This is a genomic window from Aliiruegeria lutimaris (assembly GCF_900099935.1).
Lineage (GTDB): Bacteria > Pseudomonadota > Alphaproteobacteria > Rhodobacterales > Rhodobacteraceae > Tropicimonas > Tropicimonas lutimaris.
The window spans coordinates 1-22,460 of sequence record NZ_FNEK01000021.1 but is presented as its reverse complement, the minus strand read 5'-3'; the positions used below and the strand labels follow the sequence as shown (position 1 = coordinate 22,460).

Annotated in this window: 23 protein-coding genes and 1 tRNA gene; 12 read left to right on the top strand and 12 right to left on the bottom strand. The window is 59.5% G+C overall.

Going from position 1 to position 22,460, the window contains the following annotated elements; translation table 11 throughout:
* Positions 1 to 12 precede the first annotated feature (12 nt).
* The gene (locus BLR85_RS30470; RefSeq protein WP_212635082.1) at positions 13 to 144 is read right to left on the bottom strand and encodes a DUF3604 domain-containing protein; all 132 of its coding nucleotides are present in this window, start codon (positions 142 to 144) and stop codon (positions 13 to 15) included.
* Between the two features lie 291 nt (positions 145 to 435).
* On the opposite strand from BLR85_RS30470, the gene BLR85_RS11650 reads away from it, so the two are divergent.
* On the top strand, positions 436 to 681 hold the full coding sequence (locus tag BLR85_RS11650; protein WP_244520702.1) for a hypothetical protein: 246 nt from the start codon (positions 436 to 438) through the stop codon (positions 679 to 681).
* A gap of 269 nt (positions 682 to 950) precedes the next feature.
* Positions 951 to 2,318 carry an arylsulfotransferase family protein gene (locus BLR85_RS11645; protein ID WP_093155773.1) on the top strand — a complete coding sequence of 456 codons (1,368 nt, stop codon included), beginning with the start codon at positions 951 to 953 and terminating at the stop codon, positions 2,316 to 2,318.
* A 126-nt stretch (positions 2,319 to 2,444) separates the two neighbouring features.
* On the opposite strand, the gene BLR85_RS11640 is transcribed toward BLR85_RS11645, so the two are convergent.
* The 5 genes from BLR85_RS11640 to BLR85_RS11610 form a co-directional block, all read right to left on the bottom strand.
* Entirely contained in the window at positions 2,445 to 3,293 is an 849-nt protein-coding gene (locus tag BLR85_RS11640; RefSeq protein WP_093155770.1) for a glycosyl hydrolase, read from the bottom strand.
* Between the two features lie 1,014 nt (positions 3,294 to 4,307).
* Positions 4,308 to 5,177, bottom strand: a complete 870-nt coding sequence (locus BLR85_RS11625; RefSeq protein ID WP_093155932.1) for a glycoside hydrolase family 26 protein — start codon at positions 5,175 to 5,177, stop codon at positions 4,308 to 4,310.
* A 40-nt stretch (positions 5,178 to 5,217) separates the two neighbouring features.
* Positions 5,218 to 7,083, bottom strand: a complete 1,866-nt coding sequence (locus BLR85_RS11620) for a glycosyltransferase family 2 protein (RefSeq protein ID WP_093155762.1) — start codon at positions 7,081 to 7,083, stop codon at positions 5,218 to 5,220.
* Positions 7,076 to 8,074, bottom strand: coding sequence for a UDP-glucose 4-epimerase GalE (gene galE / locus BLR85_RS11615; protein ID WP_093155759.1), 999 nt, complete (start codon positions 8,072 to 8,074; stop codon positions 7,076 to 7,078). Before galE ends, BLR85_RS11620 begins: the two co-directional genes overlap by 8 nt.
* A gap of 5 nt (positions 8,075 to 8,079) precedes the next feature.
* A complete protein-coding gene (locus BLR85_RS11610) occupies positions 8,080 to 9,048 on the bottom strand; it encodes a UDP-glucuronic acid decarboxylase family protein (protein WP_093155755.1) in 969 nt (322 codons plus the stop codon).
* Positions 9,049 to 9,334: 286 nt separating this feature from the next.
* On the opposite strand from BLR85_RS11610, the gene BLR85_RS11605 reads away from it, so the two are divergent.
* From BLR85_RS11605 to BLR85_RS11575, 7 genes are all read left to right on the top strand, one after another.
* Entirely contained in the window at positions 9,335 to 9,922 is a 588-nt protein-coding gene (locus BLR85_RS11605) for a DUF995 domain-containing protein (protein WP_093155752.1), read from the top strand.
* Between the two features lie 331 nt (positions 9,923 to 10,253).
* Positions 10,254 to 10,343 (top strand) — tRNA-Ser (locus BLR85_RS11600).
* Positions 10,344 to 10,489: 146 nt separating this feature from the next.
* The gene (locus BLR85_RS11595; protein ID WP_093155749.1) at positions 10,490 to 11,680 is read left to right on the top strand and encodes a tyrosine-type recombinase/integrase; all 1,191 of its coding nucleotides are present in this window, start codon (positions 10,490 to 10,492) and stop codon (positions 11,678 to 11,680) included.
* The gene (locus BLR85_RS11590) at positions 11,673 to 12,683 is read left to right on the top strand and encodes a hypothetical protein (RefSeq protein ID WP_139188373.1); all 1,011 of its coding nucleotides are present in this window, start codon (positions 11,673 to 11,675) and stop codon (positions 12,681 to 12,683) included. Before BLR85_RS11595 ends, BLR85_RS11590 begins: the two co-directional genes overlap by 8 nt.
* 110 nt (positions 12,684 to 12,793) lie before the next feature.
* A complete protein-coding gene (locus BLR85_RS11585; RefSeq protein WP_093155744.1) occupies positions 12,794 to 13,003 on the top strand; it encodes a MerR family transcriptional regulator in 210 nt (69 codons plus the stop codon).
* A gap of 183 nt (positions 13,004 to 13,186) precedes the next feature.
* Positions 13,187 to 13,522, top strand: a complete 336-nt coding sequence (locus tag BLR85_RS11580; protein WP_093155742.1) for a hypothetical protein — start codon at positions 13,187 to 13,189, stop codon at positions 13,520 to 13,522.
* Complete coding sequence (locus BLR85_RS11575; RefSeq protein ID WP_093155740.1) at positions 13,515 to 14,033, top strand: helix-turn-helix domain-containing protein; 519 nt, start codon at positions 13,515 to 13,517, stop codon at positions 14,031 to 14,033. The genes BLR85_RS11580 and BLR85_RS11575 overlap by 8 nt, the downstream gene beginning before the upstream one ends.
* Positions 14,034 to 14,271: 238 nt before the next feature.
* Here the strand turns inward: BLR85_RS11575 and BLR85_RS11570 are convergent, their stop codons facing one another.
* A complete protein-coding gene (locus BLR85_RS11570) occupies positions 14,272 to 15,825 on the bottom strand; it encodes a tannase/feruloyl esterase family alpha/beta hydrolase (protein ID WP_093155737.1) in 1,554 nt (517 codons plus the stop codon).
* Positions 15,826 to 16,161: 336 nt separating this feature from the next.
* On the opposite strand from BLR85_RS11570, the gene BLR85_RS30465 reads away from it, so the two are divergent.
* Positions 16,162 to 16,407, top strand: coding sequence for a helix-turn-helix domain-containing protein (locus BLR85_RS30465; RefSeq protein WP_082739308.1), 246 nt, complete (start codon positions 16,162 to 16,164; stop codon positions 16,405 to 16,407).
* A gap of 643 nt (positions 16,408 to 17,050) precedes the next feature.
* Here BLR85_RS30465 and BLR85_RS11555 read toward each other — a convergent pair.
* The 5 genes from BLR85_RS11555 to BLR85_RS11535 form a co-directional block, all read right to left on the bottom strand.
* The gene (locus tag BLR85_RS11555) at positions 17,051 to 18,052 is read right to left on the bottom strand and encodes a DUF1254 domain-containing protein (protein ID WP_093155928.1); all 1,002 of its coding nucleotides are present in this window, start codon (positions 18,050 to 18,052) and stop codon (positions 17,051 to 17,053) included.
* A 23-nt stretch (positions 18,053 to 18,075) separates the two neighbouring features.
* A complete protein-coding gene (locus BLR85_RS11550) occupies positions 18,076 to 19,137 on the bottom strand; it encodes a DUF1214 domain-containing protein (protein WP_212635074.1) in 1,062 nt (353 codons plus the stop codon).
* Positions 19,138 to 19,178: 41 nt separating this feature from the next.
* Positions 19,179 to 19,556: a YmgD family protein gene (locus BLR85_RS11545; RefSeq protein ID WP_093155732.1), complete on the bottom strand. Its 378-nt coding sequence runs from the start codon at positions 19,554 to 19,556 to the stop codon at positions 19,179 to 19,181.
* Positions 19,557 to 19,610: 54 nt separating this feature from the next.
* Positions 19,611 to 19,820: a hypothetical protein gene (locus BLR85_RS11540; RefSeq protein WP_093155729.1), complete on the bottom strand. Its 210-nt coding sequence runs from the start codon at positions 19,818 to 19,820 to the stop codon at positions 19,611 to 19,613.
* A 154-nt stretch (positions 19,821 to 19,974) separates the two neighbouring features.
* On the bottom strand, positions 19,975 to 20,763 hold the full coding sequence (locus BLR85_RS11535) for a transporter family protein (RefSeq protein WP_139188371.1): 789 nt from the start codon (positions 20,761 to 20,763) through the stop codon (positions 19,975 to 19,977).
* A 108-nt stretch (positions 20,764 to 20,871) separates the two neighbouring features.
* Here BLR85_RS11535 and BLR85_RS11530 point away from each other — a divergent pair, with 108 nt between their 5' ends.
* Positions 20,872 to 21,888, top strand: coding sequence for a helix-turn-helix domain-containing protein (locus BLR85_RS11530; RefSeq protein WP_093155723.1), 1,017 nt, complete (start codon positions 20,872 to 20,874; stop codon positions 21,886 to 21,888).
* 354 nt (positions 21,889 to 22,242) lie between these two features.
* A partial coding sequence (locus BLR85_RS29515) for a hypothetical protein (protein ID WP_212635073.1) occupies positions 22,243 to 22,460 on the top strand: 218 nt, incomplete at its 3' end.

Here is a 22,460-nt window from a genome sequence, read left to right as displayed (position 1 = left end):
CCACAGGCGCTATCAGCCTACGGGCCCGTATGAGATCGGCGAGGAATAGGCGCGTCCCGTTGTGATCATCAGCACCTCGTAGTGCATCTCAATTCCGAGGCGGACGGCTTCGTAGGCCGTCCAGCGTGGCTTCGTTATCTGGATGACCCGCGCTTAAAGGAAGACTGCCCGCTCGGGATCGAAATCGGGACCCTCCCAAACGCCGATAAGCTTCGGCGCTCCGATCGTGTTTCCTCGTGTGCGGATGCGACCCGGTCCACTTCCCCGCTTCAAGCCAGAGGGCACTGAAAAGACCAGCAAGCCCGGGGGAGGTCATCCTGCACCCTGACCGAGGGAGGTGGACGCCAGTTGCCCCGCTGTTTAACATAAATCCTGACCGGAGCCGGCGGATAGGATCCGGACTCCGGCAAATCCATGGTGAATGGAGCACGAAACATGTCTCATATCCTTCGCCTGTCGATCCCGGTTGCAACTTTCCTGGCGGTGTTCCTGCCGCAGCCTGCCTTGGCATATATCGGGCCGGGGGCCGGTCTGGGTGCGATCGCGGTCGCCGTTGCACTTGCCGTCGGGATCATCCTCTTGATCGCGGGATTCCTGTGGTTCCCAATCAAGCGCATGATCAAACGTGCACGGCACTCCTCCACCAAGGATGAACAGGGAGCGAAATCCGAGAAATCGTGACGAGCGCCGTAGACTGGCCGAAGACGCACTGATTCTTGCCGCCGATGCTATCGTCCATGTTCATCGGGGGGACGTACTGGCGTTGACGTCGCGTGGCGTTTGGATGGTTTTCGTTTCCATCCCGATGGTCTTGGCCTTGTCGCTTTTTCGCCGGAAAGATCGGCCGTCACGCACGCCAATCCGCCTATGTTGACAGCCTTAACCAAGGTGTTAGCAATTAAGTGACGGCGGCGCGGCTGGAGTCCGTTGTCGGGAGGAGCATTTAAGAAATGCGATTGGAACGGTTTGCCTTCCGTAAGATCGAGCTTTGGGTCGTCGGTCTTTTGCTGGTGGTCGCGGGCATCGGGGCCATCACATTCGGGGCAATCGTCTATGACACCACAAAAGGCAAGGCGCGTTTCGGTAGCCTCGGGGAGTCGGCGGTCCTGGTCGCCAAGGCCCCCTGGACAGTGGAGGAGGTGCTGCATGAAGACGAGCGGATGCTGTCGCAATCGCCCAATCGCTTCCCGGGTACCGGTGGCTGGCAGGTCGAAGGCGAAAGCTATCCTGGCGATCTTCCCGGCTATATCCTTATCAGCCGCCATGACGGTGACAAACGTCGACATGTGCTTGAGCTATACGACCTGACAGACCTGTCGGTGGTCCATCGTTGGTGGCCGGATGCCAATGAACTGCTGGCGGATGCGCGACGCGACTGGATCTGGATGGACTACACCGCATGGCGCCGTGCAGCCTGGCGCGCGATCCACCCGCTATTGCTTGAAAACGGCGATCTGATCGTCAAGGACCAGTACGCGCCGCTATTCCGGATATCGGCCTGTGGCGAAAAGGTCTGGATGAAGGACGATATCTATTACCACCACTCGACCGAGCCCGATGGAGAGGGCGGCTTCTGGATCGCCACGGACCCGGCGAAATCGGATATTCCGGGGGTGACGGAATGGTTCGTCGAAGACATGATTACGCAGATGACGACCGACGGCGAGGTGCTGTTCGAGAAATCCATCGTGAAGGCCTATTATGAAAACGGCCTGTTCCACCGGATCTTCGGCGCCGGTTTCCATTACAACAACCCGCTGCATTTGAACGATGCGCAACCGGTTCTCGAAGACGGGCCCTACTGGAAAAAGGGCGATGTCTTCGTCAGCGTCCGCCGTTACTCGACGATCCTTCTCTATCGCCCCTCGACCGACAAGATTGTGTGGATGAAGGAAGGCCCGTGGCTCGACCAGCACGATGTCGATATTGTCGACGATCACACTATAGCGGTTTTCAACAACAACGCCGTAAATACCGGCAGGGGGCGTCGGGTGCGTAATGTCTCGGAAGTGCTGTTCTACGACTTCGAGACGGATACGGTGACCAGCCCGTTTCGCGCCGCGATGGAGAGATACTCGGTCAGGACGGAAACCGAGGGTCTGTTCGATTTACTGCCCACTGGCCACATGATGCTTGAGGAAGAGAATGCCGGGCGGCTCTTGCTGTTCGCGCCGGACGGCGAGCTCGTCGCCAGCTTCATCAACAACAATTCCGAGGGCCTGGGCTTTCACATGGGGTGGAGCCGATACATCCCCGAGGATCTGGGCCAGCGCGCCATTGCCGCGATCAAGACGCATGACTGCAATCCCGACCCCTGAGATCCAGCCGGGGCGTTCAAGCGAATGACATGGAACGCGCCCGTTCGCGGGACGTTCAGGGACAGAGGCGGAAAGAGAGGCATCGCCAACGCGGAGCCTCTTCTCACACGGGCGGCCGATCGGGGGTCAGTCAGACGAAAGGCTTGCGATCTCTTCGGGGGCGCGGCCGGCAAGGATATCGGCGAAGGCCTCGCCCAGCGGCGTTGGGCGCATGTTGTTGTCGACGAGGTTGATCGCCGGCACGGTGCCCCGCCATGGATAGGGGTTCGCCGCGAACCATGCGTGGCGTTCGACGAAGGGCAAGCTTTCCATCATCCGGATCGCCTCATAGGCAAAAGCCGCGTTGGCGTCGTAGCTTGTCCGCGTTGGACGCGACCAGTCGATGACGGCGAATTCGGTGACCCAGATCGGTCGCCGGTATTCCTTGTAAACCGCGGTCAACCAGTTGCGGAACGTATCCACATCGCCATCGGTCGAGTAATAGTGCACCGCCATGAAGTCCACGCGCAGGCCGCGCCTTTCGACCTCGTTCATGAAACGGCGCTGCCACGAGTTTCGGCCAAGGGTGCCCCCGCGGGTCGTCGCCGGGCTGCCGAGTCGCAACCCACGCGCTTCAAGGTGAGGCCAGAGGGCAATTGCCTCGTCCACGCTCATCCCTGCCTGATGCTTGCCTCCACGCCCGTCGGGTTCGTTGAAGCCAAGCAGCGCCTTGGGAGCCAGGCGTGACTCGATCGGTTCGCGCACGTTCCTGGCGCTGTGGATCATGGGCACGAATTCGACCCGACGGCGCTTAGAGCCGTTCTGGTAGATCTCGTCGGCGCGCCAATTGTAGTACCACTCCAGACCGGGTGTCTTCTCGATCCAGCGCAGGGTCGTATAGCTCTTGTTCTCCCAGGCACCGACGCCGGCCTGCTGTGCGCTTGCGGTTTGGACCATGAGGAGAAGCCCGGTCAGGATGAGAAGTTGGCGGAACATGGTCGCGTCAGTTCCGGTAGCAGCGCGAGCGTCGGCCAAAACCTGCGGGGGAACAGATCCAGCTGCCGCGCCCCATCGAAACGACGGGCACTTTGGGCGTCCCGCTTCTGGGCGCCGAAAGCAGGTTGAGATTGGCAGTCCCGGCACGCGTCACCGCAACGCCGGTTTGGGCGGAGGGCGAAACAGCGGTGTCAGAGGCATGCCCTGCGCCCGCAATCAACAGCGTTGCCGAGGCGGTGAGGGCAAGACGCCGGATGCGGCGGAGCGGGAAGGAACCTGTGCGAGACATGGTCAACCTCGTTTCATTTGGCAGACCGTCATTGTCTGCTTGCTTGTGTGCCAACGAGATCACAACAACGCGTCACGGGGCAGGCTGAAATGTGGCGATTAGAAGGTCGGTCCGGTGTGCACCGGCGTCAGTTTTCCTGGCACCTGGAGCGTTGTCCGAATCCCGCAGGAGAACAGACCCAGCTACCCGACCCCATCGTGATTTTCGTCACCATCGGCGTGCCGGCGCTTGGCGCGGCCAACAGGTTCAGAGCGAGATTGGTCGAGTGTGTGGAAACGACTGGTAAGTCTTCCGTGTCGAAGTTGTCGCTTGTTGCGGCCTGGGCGACGGTCGATGTCGCAAGCAAAGCAGCAAGGCCAAGCGCAATTCGATTGGCTCCCGACGGGAGGAAAGCTGTCCCGAATGTCATTGTTGGTTGGAGTCCCTTTTTTTTCTGCTCGATCTCAATGGAGGGGGCGATGTGATTGATCGCCCGACCCCTTATTTTCGACGACTGAGAGGTGCCTGCTCCATCTCATGCCGCTGCGCTCTCATAGCACGCCGGAAGGTTCTTTCCGAGCCGTTGCTGGCACCAGGCGAGTGTTACCCAGCCAAACGCCGGGGAGAGAGCAGGCAAAGCCGCTGATCACGTGGACTCAAGTATTTGTCTGCGGCTGATTTTCCGCGCTGCTACGCGGATGCCGGGGCATCGGCATGTTCCTGCCGATGCCCCGGGCAGCTGTCGGTCATTCGACGATGTTCTGTCCGAACCGCCAGTCCGGAAGGCCATAGCCGTCGGGCCATGGGTAGACTTCCTTCTGGTTGAAATAGACCACGGCGACAAGCTCGCTGAGGCCCTCCAGGCTTTGGCGGACGTCCTCAAGCCACTTGTTCACGTAATCCGCGTCCCCGGAAAAGCCGAGTTCGGCGACCACGATGGGCAGGCCGAATTTGACGGCGCGCTCGTATCGCGGATCAAGGATCTCCCGGAAGCTGCGGTCCGCGCCAAGCTTGTCCTGTTCCCATTTCTGCAGCCCGAAGACGGACAGGCCGATGACATCGACATAGTCCTCGCCGGGGAAGTAGTCCTCGAACGGGTAAAGCGTCTTGTCCGTTTCCAAGCCAAGCGGCGACCACATGAAATCGATGTCGGGCGCAACGGAGCGGCAGACATCGACCATGTGCCGGTAGGCGGCGATATAGGTTTCCGGCTGCCAACCGGCCCAGATGAACTGTCCGGAGTAGTCCTCCATCTCATGGGCCCAGCGGACGGTGACGGCACTTTGGAATCCGCCAAGAATTTCGCAGATCGTGCTCATGTTCGTGTCGAAGGCGCCACTGTTGATACCCGCGATCAGCACCTCGGGCCGGTTGCGTTCATCGCGCGTCCAGGTCCAGGGCTCGATCGTTACCAGGACCGAGCGTCCGCGCTCGGCCGCATAGGCATCGGCCTCCAGCAACGAGGGCAGGTAGACATCCTGCCAGGGCAAGAACAGGTGTTCGATCTGAACGTTGGGGTCATCGCCAAAGGCCCCGTTGGGATCGTAGACACCGAATGGCAGATCGCCCGGCGGTGCCGCAAAGGCACCGGAAGGCCAGAGAAGAGCGCCCGCCATCACGGCCGCCAGCAGTCCTCGCGTCGTTGTCCAGGTCATCTTATTTCTCCTCATCTAGACCCAAAAGCACTTTCCAGGCATTTGGGTTGAACTGGAATTTAACGTTGTCAGTGCCCCCCATTCCGGCGCCCGACACCACGTACTCGTAATGGACGATTTCGGCGTCGACCAAACCGATACTGAGCGCCAGCACGCTTTGCGGCCCGCGATAGACCAGCGCCACGATGGCGAGACTGGCCAGCAGCGGTGCCGAAAGCATCTGCACAGGTTCGGCACGCAGGCCCTGCCAAAGGGGAATGCGGTTTTCGCGAAGGTGGTAAAAGACGATGAAGATGGCGATGATCGTGTAGATCGTGCCATTCAGAAGCGTCAGGAAGTAGAATCCCATCGCCGTTTGCAGGTCGTCGACCAGCAGAACCGGCAGGATGCAGCCAAGCGCCAGGGCGATATAGGGGATGACAACCCGCAACGGCAGCCGGGCCTCGACTGCGCCGCCCTTGGGGGTGATGCGGAAATCGACGAAATCGCCGGTGAGCCTGTCCCGCACGGCCATCACGCACCCCCACAGCACCCAGGGCCATTGCAGAGCCAGGAACAGAGCCTTCTCCCATCCCAGAACCTTGGCGTTGCGCGGGCGCAGAAAACCGTCGGAGCGCAGTGCGTAGGCCATCAGCGTCACCGACACCGCCGGCCAGATCGCGTGGGCCAGGAAGGCGGGGTATGTCACGTCTGCATAACGCATGTCGAACAGGACAGCCGCGATGGGCAGCAGGTAAAGCACCAGCATGAACAGCGCAAATAGCGGATACCACAGCTGGCAGAAGACGAACTGGAACTTCAGCCGCGGAGGAAGTGGCTTGAGGTAACGGGCGGTGTAGCGCAGCAGGATCGACAAAAGGCTGCGCGACCACTGGAATTCCTGCGTGCACAGATCGCCGGTTTGCGCCGGCCCGTCGCCGATGGCAATTGCCTCCAGCGCGTGCACACCGCGCCAGCCGCCCGAGTTCAACAGCATCGTCGTCGAATGGTCCTCGGCCAGTTCAGGGCCGAGCCCGCCCACTTTGCGCAGCGCTCGGGTACGCACGGCGTAGTGCGATCCGATGCACATCGGCGCCAGCACGGCCGCATAGCCTGCCTGGAATATGCCGTGGAAAGCCGCCTCGGTATCCATTCGCGCGCGCGCGGCCCAGCTCTGCGGAGCATTTCGGGCACAGATCGACGGGGCGCTGACATAGCCGACCCTGGGATCGGCAAAGCCGCGCATCATCTCTTCGAGATATGTCGGCTGGGGCACGTGGTCGGCGTCGAGCTGCGAGACGAAGTCGTAGCGGTCATAGCCATAATGGTCATAGAAGAAGGCAAGGTTGCCTTCTTTGCACCGGGTTCGACGCGGCCATTCGCTACGGTGAAAGTCCGGCCGGCCCTTGCGCGTGGATATCTGCACCCCGTGGGCCGCGCACCAATCGATGGTTTCGGGCTGCGGATCCTCGTCGGCCAGCCATGTGTCATGCGGGTAGGTCTGCGCCAGCATCGCCTCCAAGGTCTGACGGACCAGAGGAAACGGCTCGGACGGTGTCTTTGTCGTGATCATCGCAACCCGGACATACCCCGGGGCGGGCGGGTCGCCGGCAGGCACGATCGCGCGGCGAAAGATCAGCACGAAAAACGCCTGCATGAAGACCATCCAGAAAAAAGCGAGTGTCGCGACCTGATAACGTATGCCGTCTGGCGGGATGTGGCTTGGGTCAAGCCACCATTGCCAGAACCAGAGCGTCGCCAATGCCCACAACAGGACAAGGATGTCGTACTTGGCCTTCTTGCGGCCAGTCAGAAGGCGGCGCTGGAAGGGGGAAGAACTTCCGGCGCGGGGGGCGCTCGTTGGTATTTGGCCCGTGGTTTCAGTCATCTTCTGTTGTGCCGATCTTGTGGCCGTAATGCGGTGCCGCGTGGCGTATGATGGTTTCGATGTCGGAGAGCCTCGGGTGGAAGCCGAGCCGCCGCCGGGCTTCGGAGGCATCCGCGATCAGGACCGGCGGATCGCCCGCCCGGCGCGGGGCCTCGACCAGCGGGACCAGAGCTCTGGTGATGCGTTCGACGGCGCCGCAGATTTCGCGCACCGACAGGCCATGGGCAGTTCCAAGGTTCAGCACCAGATTGTCGCCGCCAGTCTCGAGGTGGCGCAGGGCCAGGTAATGCGCCTCTGCCAGGTCGGTCACGTGGATATAGTCGCGTATAGCGGTTCCATCGGGCGTGTCGAAATCGGTGCCGAAGATCCGCAGCGGCGGACCCATCCCGGAGGCCGCCATCAGCGCAAGCGGGATCAGGCGCGTCTCGGGGTCGTGCCGCTCGGCCAATTCACCCTCGGGGTCGGCCCCGGCGGCGTTGAAATAGCGCAGGATGGTGAAGTTCAGGCCGTAGGCGGCAGCCTGGTCGTAAATCATCTGTTCGCCGATCAGCTTGGTCCACCCATAGGGGTTGATCGGATTCTGCGTGAGGGTCTCGTCGATGGGCACCTTGGGTGGGATGCCGTAGGTGGCACAACTCGAGGAGAACACGAGCCGATCGGCGTCGGCGGCCTTCATCGCCGCCAGAACTCCGATCATGCCGCCGACATTGTTGTCGTAATAGCTGTCGGGCGCGCGTATCGAATCCGATACCACCGCGAAAGCCGCGAAATGCAGGACCGTGCGCGCGCCGTATTTGCGAATGACCCCCTTCAACGCAGCCGCATCGCGAACATCGACGCGTTCCAGCGGCCCCCATTTCACCGCATCTGCATGGCCGGTGCTGAGGTTGTCGACTGATACAGGCAGATAGCCCCGCGCCGCGAGATGCTTGCAGCAATGGCTGCCGATGAACCCGGCCCCGCCAAGCACGATGAGAGGAGTAGCGGACATGGCCTTTACTCGGTCGGCTGAGCGTTGCGCCCCAGCTCAGCCGCAAAATAGATGATCGTCTGGCGCAACCCTTCACGCAAAGGAACTTCGGGCGACCAGTCCAAGAGCCGCTGGGCCTTGGAAATATCGGGGCGCCGGAATTCCGGATCGTCCTTTGGCAGATCCCGAAACTCGATGGTCGAATTGCTTTGTGTTTCTTCGAGAACGATCTTTGCCAGTTCGAGGATGGAGAACTCGCCCGGGTTGCCAAGATTGACCGGGTCGAAGATATCTACCTTCGAATGCATCAGCGCGGTCAGACCGGTGATCATGTCGTCCACATAGCAGAACGATCGCGTCTGGTGCCCGTCACCATAGACAGTTAGCCCCCTGCCAGACAGCGCCTGAACGATGAAATTCGATACGACGCGCCCATCCTCCGGATCCATGTTGGGTCCGTAGGTGTTGAAGATACGCGCGACGCGGATATCCACCCCGAGAGAATGGTGAAAATCGTAAAACAGCGTTTCGGCGGCACGTTTGCTTTCATCATAGCAGGCGCGCGGACCCATGGTCTGGACCTTGCCGCAATACTCTTCGGTCTGGGGAATGATCTCCGGGTCGCCGTAAACCTCCGAGGTGGAGGCCTGAAGGATCCGGGCCCCGGCTTTTCGGGCCAGCTTGAGCAGGTTTTCCGAACCGATCACGATCGTATCGAAAGTCGCGATAGGGTCCGCCTGGTATCTGGGCGGTGAGGCCGGCGCAGCCATGTTGATAATGAAATCGATCCTTTCGCCGAGATCCAAAGGATCTGTTATGTCATGGAGAACGAAGCGGAACGTCGTGATGTCCAGCAGGTGTTCGATGTTCCGCATGCGTCCGCTCGACAGGTTGTCGACGCAGATCACGCGCGCACCCCGGTCAAGATAGTGCTTGCACAAATGCGAGCCCAGGAAACCGGCGCCGCCAGCAATGAGGACAGATCTGTTATCCATATCAATTTACCTTGGAGTGCGCCGGACCTTCGGCCCAAAGACGCTTCCTGCAATTTGAACACACAGACACCAAGCCAAAATTCTCTTGGGTCACCCTCCTCCCCGACTTGCCCCGATTCCAGTGCCTGATCGGGAGTATTAACCTTTTTCGCTCATTTTTTCATTGATTTACGACAAGGCATGCAAGCTGGGAGTTTGATATACTCATTGAATAGTTGGTGTCGGATCTTTGGCATCGGGCCAATGGTTTTGCGCCGAAGGCAGCCGGCCATTGAGAGGCAAAGAAATGCTGGATATTCAAGAAAGCCGTCAACACCGAATTCGTGCACCTGGTGGTGTAGACGTCGGTTCCTTAACGGAAGTAAGTGCTTTTCATACGACGAAGCTCATGTTGGCTTCGTTCATCCTCGCTGCTTTGGTCGTTCCCACGGTTGTTCGAAGTGATGGTTTCCCGGGGCCGCCGATCCCGCCGGACGCCGTAGCTCCCGCTCCGGAGGAACTGTTCAGGCTATTTGCAAACCACACCGAGGACTGGGGGCGTGGTTCAGGGAAATTCTGGGCTCCGGACGGAACTTGGCGCGCGGTCAACATTTCGGAGAAAAGTGTTGGATCCGGGACATGGTATGTCACCACCGCCAGCCGCGTCTGCTATGAAGGCAATTGGTATTGGAACCAGGACTTCGATGTCGCTAATTCCGGCTCTCAGAAGACTTGCACGCGGTTTCGGAGGGATGCGAAGGGCATGATGTGGTCTACGACGAAAGGGCTGAACGGGCCGTGGTATCCGTTCTCCTTCGAGTCGTTCGAATACGGCAACCTGATCGCCAGAAGCTACGCGAAAACCGCGGCACCGATCACGCGAGTGCAGCAATAAGACATTGTCCGCTCTGGTGTAAGGCGAATTCGAACTGGCTTTCGCGAGTCGGATTGAATGTGTGAAGTGCTTCAGGCGGATTTACCGCAATGGCATCTGTATCCCGGCTGGGTGCACTTTTCGCGCCATGCTCGGCGCAACTGTTTGGACATGGACTGCCACAAGTCGGGACCAGAACACCTAGAACATGCTGTGCTGATTTTGTGCCGATATGAGGCAAAGTTCTGGCAATTTCCAAAAAGACAAATGAAAACATGGAGCAATGCTGATCGCGCCTGCGCCCGGCAAAAAGCCCTTGTCTCTCTGATGCTGCCTAGATAAACGGGTCGACGGAGACGTGGCCGAGTGGTCGAAGGCGCTCCCCTGCTAAGGGAGTAGGCGGGAAACCGTCTCGAGGGTTCGAATCCCTTCGTCTCCGCCACCCACACCTTTTTTTCGATTTCGCTGGATGGCGCAGAGTGACCTAAGCGCCTATCGGGAATAGAGTTTTCTTCCCTCCAAGGTTTCGCTGGCTTTCATTCATTTCCGCCTGTACGCTTTCGCTGTGTGGTATGAATGGTGGTACGGATGCCTGTGCTCGACGGCAAGCTGACCAAGAAGCTGGTGGAGAATCTGGGGCCGGGGCGTCATGGCGATGGCGCGGGGCTGTATCTGGTGGTGGACCCGTCCGGCGCGCGGCGCTGGATTGTTCGGGTCACGGTCAAGGGCCAGAAGAACGCCAAGGGCGCGCCGCTGCGCACCGATTTCGGGCTGGGCGGGGCCGATGTCGTCACGCTCAACCAAGCGCGGGAGCGGGCGCTGGAATATCGGCGCATGGCGAAGTCAGGCCTGAACCCGCGTTTCAACGCCACGCGCGAGGTGCCGACCTTCGAGGAACTGTCCCGGCAAGTCCATATCGACCGCCTGCCGACCTGGAAGAACCCCAAGCACGGGCAGCAATGGCTGAACACCCTGCGCGACTACGCCTTCCCCAAGATTGGCCGGATGCCGGTGGATTCCATCGGGCAACCGGAGGTGCTGATGTGCCTGTCTCCCATCTGGACGGAGAAGCATGAAACCGCGCGGCGGCTGGCCCAGCGGCTCAAGACGGTGCTGGACGTGGCGCGGTCACGCGGGTTCCGCGATGGGGAGAACCCGGTGACGGCGGTGAAGGAAGCCGGGGTGCTACCCAAGGTGAAGGCCAAGGTGGAACATCACGAGGCGATGCCGTGGCGCGACCTGCCAACCTTCTACGCGGAGTTGGAAGGGCGCAGCGCGACGGCGGCGAAGGCGCTGCAATTCGCCATCCTGACCGCCTGTCGCACGTCCGAGGTGCTGGGCATGACTTGGGATGAAGTGGACACCGACGCGCGGCTCTGGACGATCCCGGCGGCGCGGATGAAGGGCGGGGTGCAGCACCGGGTTCCGCTAACCGACGAAATGCTCCGCATCCTGGAGGCGGTGAAGCCGCTCGCCTCCACCTATGTCTTCGAGGGGCAGAAACGGCACCGGCCCTTGTCCAACATGTCGATGCTGATGCTCCTGCGGCGCATGGGGCGCGGGCAATTCACCGTGCACGGGTTCCGCAGCACCTTCCGCGACTGGGCGGCAGAGGAAGCGGGTGCGCCGCGCGAAGTGGCGGAGGCGGCGCTGGCGCATCAATTCGGGTCTGATGTGGAGCGGGCTTACGCTAGGTCGGATTTGCTTGAGCGGCGGCGGGAACTGATGGTGAGCTGGTGTGCTCTCGTTAGTGGAGTTGATGGGGCCGGAGATGACTGAAAACAGATGGACGAAACCCAACCGACTGTCCAAAGTTGTCGATGTCCAGATTTGGAATGGGACTTTTGGAGAAGGCTTAGGTCCAAGCGCTGAATCGTTCAATGAGAACCTCCCTGAAGAGCAAAGAGTGTCCGATGGCGATGGCTATTGGGTGGTGACAGCACGCTTGCAGACTGGCCTCGATACCACAAGTACATCAAGCATGTTCTACACTAGCCGCGAAGCAGCGGAAGCCGGAAGGGCGGCATGGCTCGCGGAGGCCCAGGCCGCTGATAATACGGAAGAAAGCCTTCCACACACCGAGTTGCTCACAGACGACATGCGCGCGAATCTTGAAAGATTTAATATTCCATCTCGGTTTAAAGACCTGGGAGCGGAAGCCGTATCCCTTCTAATGTCCGCCGGCGACGACGACTACTGGCCAATGGTTTATGAGAGTCTCAAAAATGCGGGGGTCATTGATGAACGCTACAACATCTGTGAACATGTGATCGAATGGTTGGGCGAGGAAAGTGTCATTTGGATGCGGGAGACTTTCGGTGAAAACTGGACCGCTGCTGCTGAGTTCGAATACTGCGTTCATCACTTTCCGAAATCGTCACTTGCCTATTTGGCCGCACAGGTGAGTTTTTTTGAGTTCTGCACTGATGACAAATACACTGTTGGGTACTTTGTGCGCATGTTGGAGGCAATTTACCATGGCACTGAAAGTTTGGCGCAGGCGGCGGCCAACACGCGCAAGAAGGCCGGCGAGGGCGGAAAGAAGTCGTCCTCCGGCAAGCGACTGAAGAATCTGAGTCGTCTAATCGAAGAGATTGAAGCGCTGGAGGACTTGGTTGGGCGGGTTTCAGAGCAAGTCATTTTCGATCAAGCCTATGCAAACGCTGACGCGAAGCTGCCAATGCCCAAGTCAAAGAAGACCAAAGAAGACTATGGCACTTTCATAAGGTCGGAGGAGCCGTTCAAATCTCGTTATTTCAAGGTCTTCCGAAAAAACGCTTAAGCGTTTTCTGGATTTCGCAAATCGCTTAGGCGCGAGAAATCGGCTGGTGACCGCCGCAGAAAAATGCATATTATTCAGAGCCATCGAAGCAAACCCAAGAGGACCTATCGATGGCAGACATCTTCGACTCCGACCGCATCTTCTTCCCCGACGACCCGGAAATGCGCGTGCTGGGCAGCACGGAAAAGCTGGCCCAGTGGCGGCACCGCAACCGTGGCCCGGCCTTCCTCCGCATCGGGCGGCGCATCGGGTATCACGGCTCTGACCTGAACGCCTATCTCAACGCCCAGCGCATCGACCCGAACGGGGAGGCCGCTTAATGAAAAACCCCAACTCCGCACGCGGGGCCGGGGCTTTTCGTGTGACATCAACTGCCACCGTAGCAAGTCCAGTTGATGCCACATGCGGCACCGTTCACGCAAGCCCCGCGCAGGCCCGTTTCTACTGGGACCGTTCGAGCAATTCGATACAGCCGTTGCAGATCCAGATGGGGAGGGTGCGCCATGAATGACCCTTGGTACAGCAACCCGACCCAGGTCTATTTCGCCTGCCGCGCGCTGGCGCTGGGCAAGACGCTCAACCATATGGACGTCATCATGGGCGTTCGGGGCTGGCGTCTCGGGGCCATCGTCCACACGCTGCGGGTCATTTACGGCTGGCCCATCGTGACCGAGTTTTGCGGGCCGGAGCGCATCGGGCACTATCGCCTGAACCCGACCTGCGACCCGACCGAGTTGGACTTCCCGCCATCGGCGCGGCGTTTGGTGGAAGAACTGGCCGCGCTGCGCCAGGATATCCCCGGCACCGGCAATAGCGGCGCGGGATGTGCGCATGGCTAAACGGGGCAGCAAGAAAACGGAGGAGGGGCAATATGCCCCCCTCCCCTACGCGGTGTTGAAAAGCGATGCGTGGCGGCACTTGTCCGGCGCGGCGGTGAAGGTCTTCCTGGAACTTCACACGCGCTTCAACGGCAGCAACAACGGCAAGCTGCGCCTGTCCTATGCAGAGGCAGCGGCGGCGCTGGGCATGGGCAAGGCGACGGTGCAGCGGGCGTTTCAGGATTTGCAGGAGAAGGGCTTCGTCGTGCTGGTGCGCGAGGGCAACTGGTATCACCGGCAGGCCCATGAATGGCGGCTGACGACCAAGCCGGTGCAGGCGGTGAAAGGGCGGCAGTCACCGACGCATGACTGGCGCGGTTGGCGTCCTGAAAATGCAGAACGCGGTTCTGAAACGGAACAGAGAGGCGGTGCTGTGGTGCCATTTCAGAACCCAAGCGGGCGGGATGGTTCCGAAGTGGAACCCGTCAGGGGCGAAAACGGGAGGCGGCACGGTTCTGGAACGGAACACTAATAATGACCACTCCCTGCAAGGGGGAAGGTGATGGAGCAGACAAGCGTCGCGGATTCACCTTGTCGCATATTCCTGGCCGTGGCAGGTTTGCCGACTTTCCGGAAGTTCGCTGCAAACGCGAATGCTCGCCGCTTCACGCCGGGTAATCGAAACGGCGGATGAGAACCGGACATTCGCAACGGTTCATTCTGGAGCAATTTGCGGGTCGACACCGCCATTCGACACGACCCGGAAAATGTCAGTTATCAGGACGACATGAAAAGCTCGAAGGGTCTCTGGGGTCACCTTGTCCGTCATACTTGGCAACCTGCGGATAGGCACAAACGGGCCGTCCTCCGACAGGTTGGGCCTGCTCATCAAGCCAATACGCGGTAATCTGGTCGGGGGCATCACCTTTTTCAGCCCATGCATCAATCTCGGCCAGGAAATTCACCCATGATGGACCGGGACCACCAAAGCAATGTTCGACTCCGGGCATCATGAACAGGCGGATATCATCGCGCGCACTTGGATCATGATCGAGGACGTCTTCGTAGTATCCGACCATCGCCAACCCGGATTGCGCGTTATCCGACCAACCGGAATACAACAGCATCTTCCCGCCACGTTTGCGATACGCCGACAGGTCGGGGTTTGTTGCGTTCAAAGTCTCCGCGGCCGCTGACGCATCCTCTTCGTACGTGCTGAACTCGAAGTTATCATACGTCCAGTCGGGATCGTGATAGACGAAGTTCTGCATTATCCCATTGCCGAAGCTGAAGAAGGCGCTTGGAGAAACCGGTTCCTCGAAACCGCCCGATCCGACGCCTTCCTGGAAGCTGGCGTCGTCGTCCTGGTACTTCATCCCACCCGTCAACCAGCGGCTCCAGCCACCCTCGGCGGTTTCTCCACCGAATGGGAAACCGTAATACAGGCTGTTACCGTCAGCATCCTTCGGGCCGTCGTAGACAACCTTGATTGCAGCGACTTCCTCGGTGCTCAGGCAGTTCTCGGTCTCGCCTGCTTCGCATTGCAGGCTTCCCACGTCGAATGTGCAGGTCCGAGGATCGTTGAGGATGCTGTCCTCAAGCCCATCGAGCGCATCACAGGCCGCCAGATAGGAAGTCTCGACCAACGCTTGTGCTTCCGGCCCAACGACCGCCTGCTCGATATCGTTCGGGTCGGGGTACATTGCCTGATTGATCTGGGTTGCCTGCACCGCGATACCAGTCCAGTCAACGGCATAAGCTCCTGCGGCGACTGCGTCGAAATCTTCGGGATAGCGCAGAGCTGACATAATCGCTTGGCCACCGCCCCGGGAGCACCCCGTGAAGTAACTGCGGGAAATCTCCTGCCCATAATATTCGTTTGTAAGGGCCTTGGCCGTGACCGCAGTTCGATGGACTGCCAAATGTCCGAAATTGACCAGCGCCTCCAAGTCGTTGCGAGCCCAACCGGCGTCTGCCGGGTGACCCTGATGTCCAGTATCGGTACCCACCGTCGCATAGCCAGACTGGAGCGAGCCAAACATGAGAGACGTGTTCATAACCGATCCAACAAACCCGCCTCCACCACCCATGACGAATTTGCCGTTCCAATCTTCTGGTAGCAGAAGCTCGAAATGGATCTTGCCCCCGATAACGCCCTCGACGGAGCAGTGCGAAACGGGTTCCTCGGCGGGCCGTACACCGAGATAGTCGACATCCGGAATCATGGGAAGCGCATCAACGTTACATGCGGACTGGCCCGAAGCGGCTTCAGGTGCCTGCAGCGCCAAAATAGCCAAAGCAAATATCCCGAGTGACCTTGTCATGCCTTCCCTCCGCCGAACTATCGCCCCATTACGCGATTCAACGAGCACGTACAAAGCTGAAACAGATCCTGTCTACCACTGAAAACATCCATCGGGGCAAAGATCCCAGCACAGAGCCCGCGTATGGTCCACTAACGTCGTTCTACGCGTCCTTGCGCAAACGTCCGGAATGGGGATGCCGCCCGAAACCAAAGGTTTCCGCACCTGCAAGTTTTTCAGATCCAGTGAGTGACGGCAATGCGCAGTTACCTGCTCTGGACCCTGCTTGAGACTATGGGTTAGACTTGTGCAAAATTTGATCTTGACCAAACGTCAGTTTCAAACATTCTTATATGAATGGATGATCAAGAACTGTTCAAAGCAAGACGTGAAATCGGCGTTCGACTGAGAAGTCGGCGTAAAGAACTGGCGCTCACGCAGTGTGAACTGGCAGCATTTCTTGGTCACAAAGGTTCACATAGGATCAATCAGATCGAACTCGGACGTCAGCGGCTTTACGCAGAAGAGTTGCCGCGGCTATGCGAAAAGTTGAACTGCACGTACTCAGATATTGTTGGCACTGGAGATAGCGACAGTGAATAACTCCGCCAGACTTTGATCAACAATCTCAGCCCTTAGAACCCAATCTCGTTTACGGCGTGATCCTAAGGATGCGCTGCTTCTGAACAGAATGAATTGGCTGGGGTGTATCTCGAAGGGTCTGCCATCCTGAACGCTTCGCTGAGGACGACAGCGCATTCGCTCAGGTCGGGGAGCAGGGCGACAGAGATGCACTGCTCGAAGCCCACAAGATACCATCCCTCGAAAGGACGGGATAGATTGAAGGACATAACGGCCTTCAAAGCAGCCATTGCCGGGGTGTCTCCAATGGCCGCACTGCGCAGTTCACTGCCGTTCGCGTTGGCGCTGGAGGTCCGGTCGCCGCCGACCAGGATCGAAAGGTTAGTTTGCCGACTGAGCGGTCATTCTCGGCAGTGCAGAGATCCCCGGCGCGGTCGCCTGGTATCCAGCACGGCAATCAAGGAGCGGACGTTCGCCGCGCCACACATCAAGGGCGACTCAGCGGACAAATCGGTCGTTCAGTTTCTTTCGCCGCACAGCAACGTCCCACCCTCAGCGGCCATTCATTGGGCTTTATCGAACGGCCATGATAGAGCAAAACCGGAAGTGCGACCGTCTGCGTGGTCCCACTCCAAGTTTGGGGCGCGCCGAGGATCAACCGGGTTCAGTTGACCTGCTCGAACGCCGGAAAGGTCCAGCTGCCGTCGAGGATTTCCGCGCGGGGCTCATAGAGGCGGATGGAATGGTTCCAGCCGGGCGTGATTGGGATGCAGTTGATCCGGCCATCCTCGCAGCTGCCGAAATGCAGCGTGTAGGAACCGTCATCATTTGGTGTGGCGCTCACATTGTTGTAGCTGTTCACGCCAAGATCGTTCGGTTCCAGGTAGCCATCGGCATTGTAAACGGTGACGGACCAGAACGCATCCACCGGCACGTCCTTGACCGTGACCGCATGCGGGGTCTCACCGTCATTGGCCTCCACGCCGTCGACAACATAGGACGCGGCGGTGCGCGGCAGCCCACCCCACCCCGCAGCGGCACCGACGAGGTGGTCGATCGGGCGGGTCTGCTCCCTCGTGCCAAACGCGTATCTTGCGTCAAAGCCAAGCACAGCGATATCGCTCAGCGCCTTGCGGGCCACGCCGAGGCTTTCCAGATCCCAGTCAGGGGCCTCGAATGGCCCGGAGCCGCCACCGCTCACCTGTATCGCGTCCTGCGCGGCATGAGCCTCTGCGATGTCGTCCGGGTTGCCGACGTCGGCAAAGGTGCGGAACGCCACGAAGGCAAAGCGGGTACCGACCTCATCCTCGGTCAGCGTGTAGGTCCCGGGCTTGGCCTCGGCAAACAGGTAGTGATCCTGATTGATCACGAGCATCGATTGATAGCGCCCGTCCGCGTCGGGCAGGGTGATTTCCGCAGGCTCCGACAGATCCAGCATCAGGCCCGAATACAGCGTGTCCTGGTTCATTCGGATGACGGCCTGATTGTCCGGGGTGATGGGGTCGCGCACATGGGCAAATTTGCCAAAACCTATCCCGTACATCTCCATCTGCGAGCGGATCATGTGATCGGTTTCAGCGCGCACGAAGGTCTCGACCGTGACCTCTTCGGCAAACGCCAGCGTCGGTGCGCAGAGCGCGAGCGTCAGTATCAGTTTCGATTTCATTTCCATTTCCATTTCCATTTCCATCAGTTCGCGGGAACAACGCCGGGGAAGGTCCAGCTTCCATCAATGGCTTCCGGCTCGGGCCGATACATCCGGACGACGTAATTCCACCCCTCCACCAGCGGCAGGCAATTCACGCGATCGTCTTCGCAGCCGCCAAGATGAACCGTCATCGAGCCGTCGTCGTTCTGCGTCCCCATGACCGAGTTCACGTTGTAGGCGTTTCGGTCATTCTTCTCGAAAAAGCCGCGGTCGTTGTAGAGGCTGACTGACCAGAACGCTTCCACAGGCACATCCGCGGGAACGTCGATTTTGTATTCGCCCACGGGCAGCCCCGGATCGGCGCCAACATAGAACGCCTCGCGTGCGGGCAGGCCGCCCCAACCGATGGCGGTGTTGAGCAGGTGGTTTATCGGGTCGACCTCGCCCTTCGGACCAAAGGCGCCCGAGCTGTCGGCCAGGAATGGCAGTAGCGCGTTCAGACCCGCGACCAACGCCTCGTAGCTCTCTTCGTCATAATCCGGCAGGATGAATGGCTGCGACGACGCGGCTTCGATTGTCATCTGATCCTGAAGCGCATGTACGGCAGTTGCATCGTCAGGGTCGGATGCATCCACAAGCGTGCGCATGAAAACAATGACATACGGCGTATCAAAACTCTCTGTGTCGAGTGTGTAGCTGCCCCCGCCGTGGAACACATCGTTGATATAATGGTCCTGATTGACGATCATCGCGGACATGTACCGCTCGCCCACCTCGGGCAGCGTGAGCGTCGCGCCTTCGCTGATATCGACGACCGCCGTGCTGTAGAGCGTGTCGAAATTCATGCGGATCGTCGGCTGGTTGTCCACGTCCCCCGGGTCGCGGAAGTGGAAGAAACGGTTCACGCCACCGGCGAGAGACACGTATTTGGCCAGTTCGATATCGGTCGCGGCGCGGGTGAAATTGCCGATCATCACCGGGATTTCCCGGGCTTCGATCAAGGCATCAAGAGTGTCGCCCGCGAATTGAGCATTGGCGACACTCCCGATGAAGACCCCTCCAACCAATGCGAGTGAGAGTGGCGCAATCCGGCAATAGGTCATTTTCCTCTCCATAAAGCGGTGTTTGGACATGTCGCTTCAAGTCAGTCGAACGCCCGGAAGGTCTCTCTGACGGCGAGATCGACGGCCCCGGCCAGCAACATGCCCGGATCGTCATCGCACGCGTCTTCCAGTTCCTCGACAAACTCGTCCTTGAGGCGCGCACGGTCCTGTTCCTCCGGAACCTCCGCCATGACATCGATCTGGCGATTGAAGAGAGACACCATGGCCATCAGCCGCACGATCTCCGCCACCTGATCCTCGTCATCGCCAAATGTATCGAGAACGCTTCCGCAACTGTGGTGCATATATGGCTGGGCCGAAGCGATAGCCTGGTCCATGATCTCGTCGGCTTGCACCGTGCCGCCGAGGGTGAACAGGCAAACCGCCACGGCAGCGCTGCTTTTGAAACGTTGTGTCATTCTGGGATTCCTTGTCTTTTCCGAGTCCATCACTGGTACGCCTTCAGAAATCTGTCATTTTCTCGCGCCAGCGATCGCACCGACAACAGCGCCGCCGGTCGCTCCCTTGTTGCCACCTACGAGGTAGCCGACGCCTGCACCCACAACCGCGCCCCCCACTGCGTTCTGGAGCTGTTTGTTCGCCACTGCGGGCGAGGACATTGCGAGGCCGAACGCCACTGCCAATGCGAGTGAAACCGTGAGTGCCGTTTGTCTGATGAGCATGTGGAACCTCCATTCCTGTTCGTTGGCGACAGGCGCCAGATGGCGCCGACGTCTGGTGGTAATCCAACGCCTGAAAACGGCAGCGATCGCCGTTTCGAGCGTCTCTTTCTTCCTCGGTCCCGTACCAGCGAACCGGAGTGCGACAGGTGTCCGATCACCCTTTCGGGAACACGAATTGAACCTGCAGGCGAAACCGCCAATCCTCCGGCCCACCTTCGGGGCTCTCCAGCCAGTTGCCGACGCCGAGCTGGAAGTTGACCGGCTTGCCGCCGATGACCGCCAGCTTCGACACCGAGGCGTTCAGCGGCACCGACCAGCTTTCCGTTTGCCAGTCGTAGGTGCTTTCGCTCTGAAGCGAATACGTCCACGCGCCTTCGGTTGAATAGGCCACGAAGGGCTGGACGAAACTGGCATTGGTGGGAGTTTTCGGATCGTTCTCGAGATCCCACAGGTGATTGGCCAGCATGCCGAACGTCCATGGGCCGGTCTGCTGCAACACAATGCCGGTGACGCCAGCGGCCCATGTCTTGCTGGAGACATCGGAATAGGTTGGAAAGCGGACCACCGGACCAACACCCCATGTCAGGTTCGTCTCGGTGGTCCGGGAATACCACGCGCTCGCCAGAACATCGCCGAAGCCGCTCTGGGAGGTGCCGGGGATCACGTCCTCCTGCCAGACATAGGGGATGATCGTGCGCGTGATGATGGTGGCGCCGTTGTCGAGCGCGAAGGGGATGATCGGCTGCAGGTTCAACGTCGTCCGGTTGCCTTCATTCGTCAGACCGAGATTGTCGTCATAGTTCAGCTGGAACGGCACGGAGATGATGGCCGCGAGTGGGTTCGCCAGTTCTTGTGCGAGGTCGGCGGCGTCCTGCGCAATGGTCGCTGCGGGAAGGCACAGGCCGCACATAACAAGTGTCGCACGGCAAGGGGTGGTCTTCATCTGCGGGGCTTCCTTCGAGATCTTTTTTGCGTATGGGGCCATTCCGTCATTTAGCCTTGTCAAAACGTTAGCATTGCATAACCGGACATTTTGCGACAATGTGATCCCATGCATGGTAATCTGGTGAACCTGGTCGAACTCGCTCACGTCGTTGACCTGCTTGATCGGTTCGCGGGACGGTTGATCGTGGACAGGGCGCTTAAATCGGCGGGTCTAGATCGTACGATGCTCGACGGTATGCCCGGTTTCATCCCCTACGCTTCTGAAGCCGTCGCTATCGACTCGGTCGCACGGGCAATTGGCGACCGCCACCTCGGTGCGCGGATCGGGCAGGCCTACGAGTATTCGGCCTATGGCGCGTATGCCCATTTCGTATTGGGCGCGCCCGATCTGGCAACAGCGTTTGATCGCGGGCGGCGGGCCTTGTTGTTTACGCATCCAGGCTCGGCGATCACCCTGCGAGAGACCGAAACGCATCTGGTCGTCGGACGTGATTCCAAGGGCCTGTCGGTGGTCGGGCATCATCACCTTGACGAAGGCGCGCTGTTTGTCATCGGGCACGTTGCTCGCCATTTCCTGGGCTCCGATTGGACGCCGGATTGGGTCGAAGTGCCGGAAACCAATGCCCGCGAACTCGCTGTCCTTGAAGATCTCTTGGGGACCAAGATCCGTGCAGGTGCACTGGTGCCCGGCATCGCCATTCGCCTGACGGACCTCGCGGCGCGCAATCCCGGCCCACCGCAGCCCGAAAGAACCATGTCCCTCGGCGAGTTGGGCCTCCTGATGGACATCGCGCCTGCACAAACCATGGAAGATGCCGTGGTTCAGATGCTGACCATCACATCCGCAAGCGGCCAGACGGATGAGCGCACCATCGCCCGGTTGCTTGCCATCGGACCGAGGTCCCTCCAACGCGCCTTGAAGGACGAGGGAACGACCTTTCGCCAGGTCCGGGCGCGGGTCGTGTCGGATCAGGCACGATCACTCCTATCTGAAACGGACATGTCACTCGCGGAGATTGGCAAGGTGTTGGGATATACGGATCCAAGAAGTTTCCGGCGCGCCTTCAAGGATGCAACAGGGCTTTCCCCGAGCGCTTTCCGGAAAGCTGAACAAGCACGATGAACAATGGGCGGATGTCAGGCTCAACTGTTCCAAAGCACCCGGATTGCGGGCGATTACTGAGATGCTTCTACAGATGGCAAAGTCGGCCACTGCCCCGTCGACTCGAAGCAGACCAGTCGGCAGTAACTTATTAGATCCGCAATTCTGAACGGCAGGTATGTAGCCATCTCGGCCATCGGAGCGTCGCGCACCGAAAGCCTGAAGACCGCCCTTGTCGACCAATGCTGCTCTCGGAAAATGCCGGCATGGGGCTCCCTGCCGCCGTTCTCTGCGTCGAACATGAATGGCTGCTTTCGGTTCAGGGGGTGATGCTGCACCTGCGAAGCGCTCACAGAGCGTGAACGGCATGTGTGGATGGCTCCTGCATTGCAAGAGATTTCTGTGGTCGCGATGGTCTGTCAGTACAGTCGTGTGTCCGGCCTGTTAGTGTGGCGGTTGCCACTGGCCTTGATGAGTTCCGCAAGTAAGGTTCCAATCGGCTTAACGACCTCGAGGGCCATGCCGTTCGACGGAGTGTCCTTACTTTTGGTTGACTTCATTTCGCATCATCACATCAAGCGTCTTGCATCTCT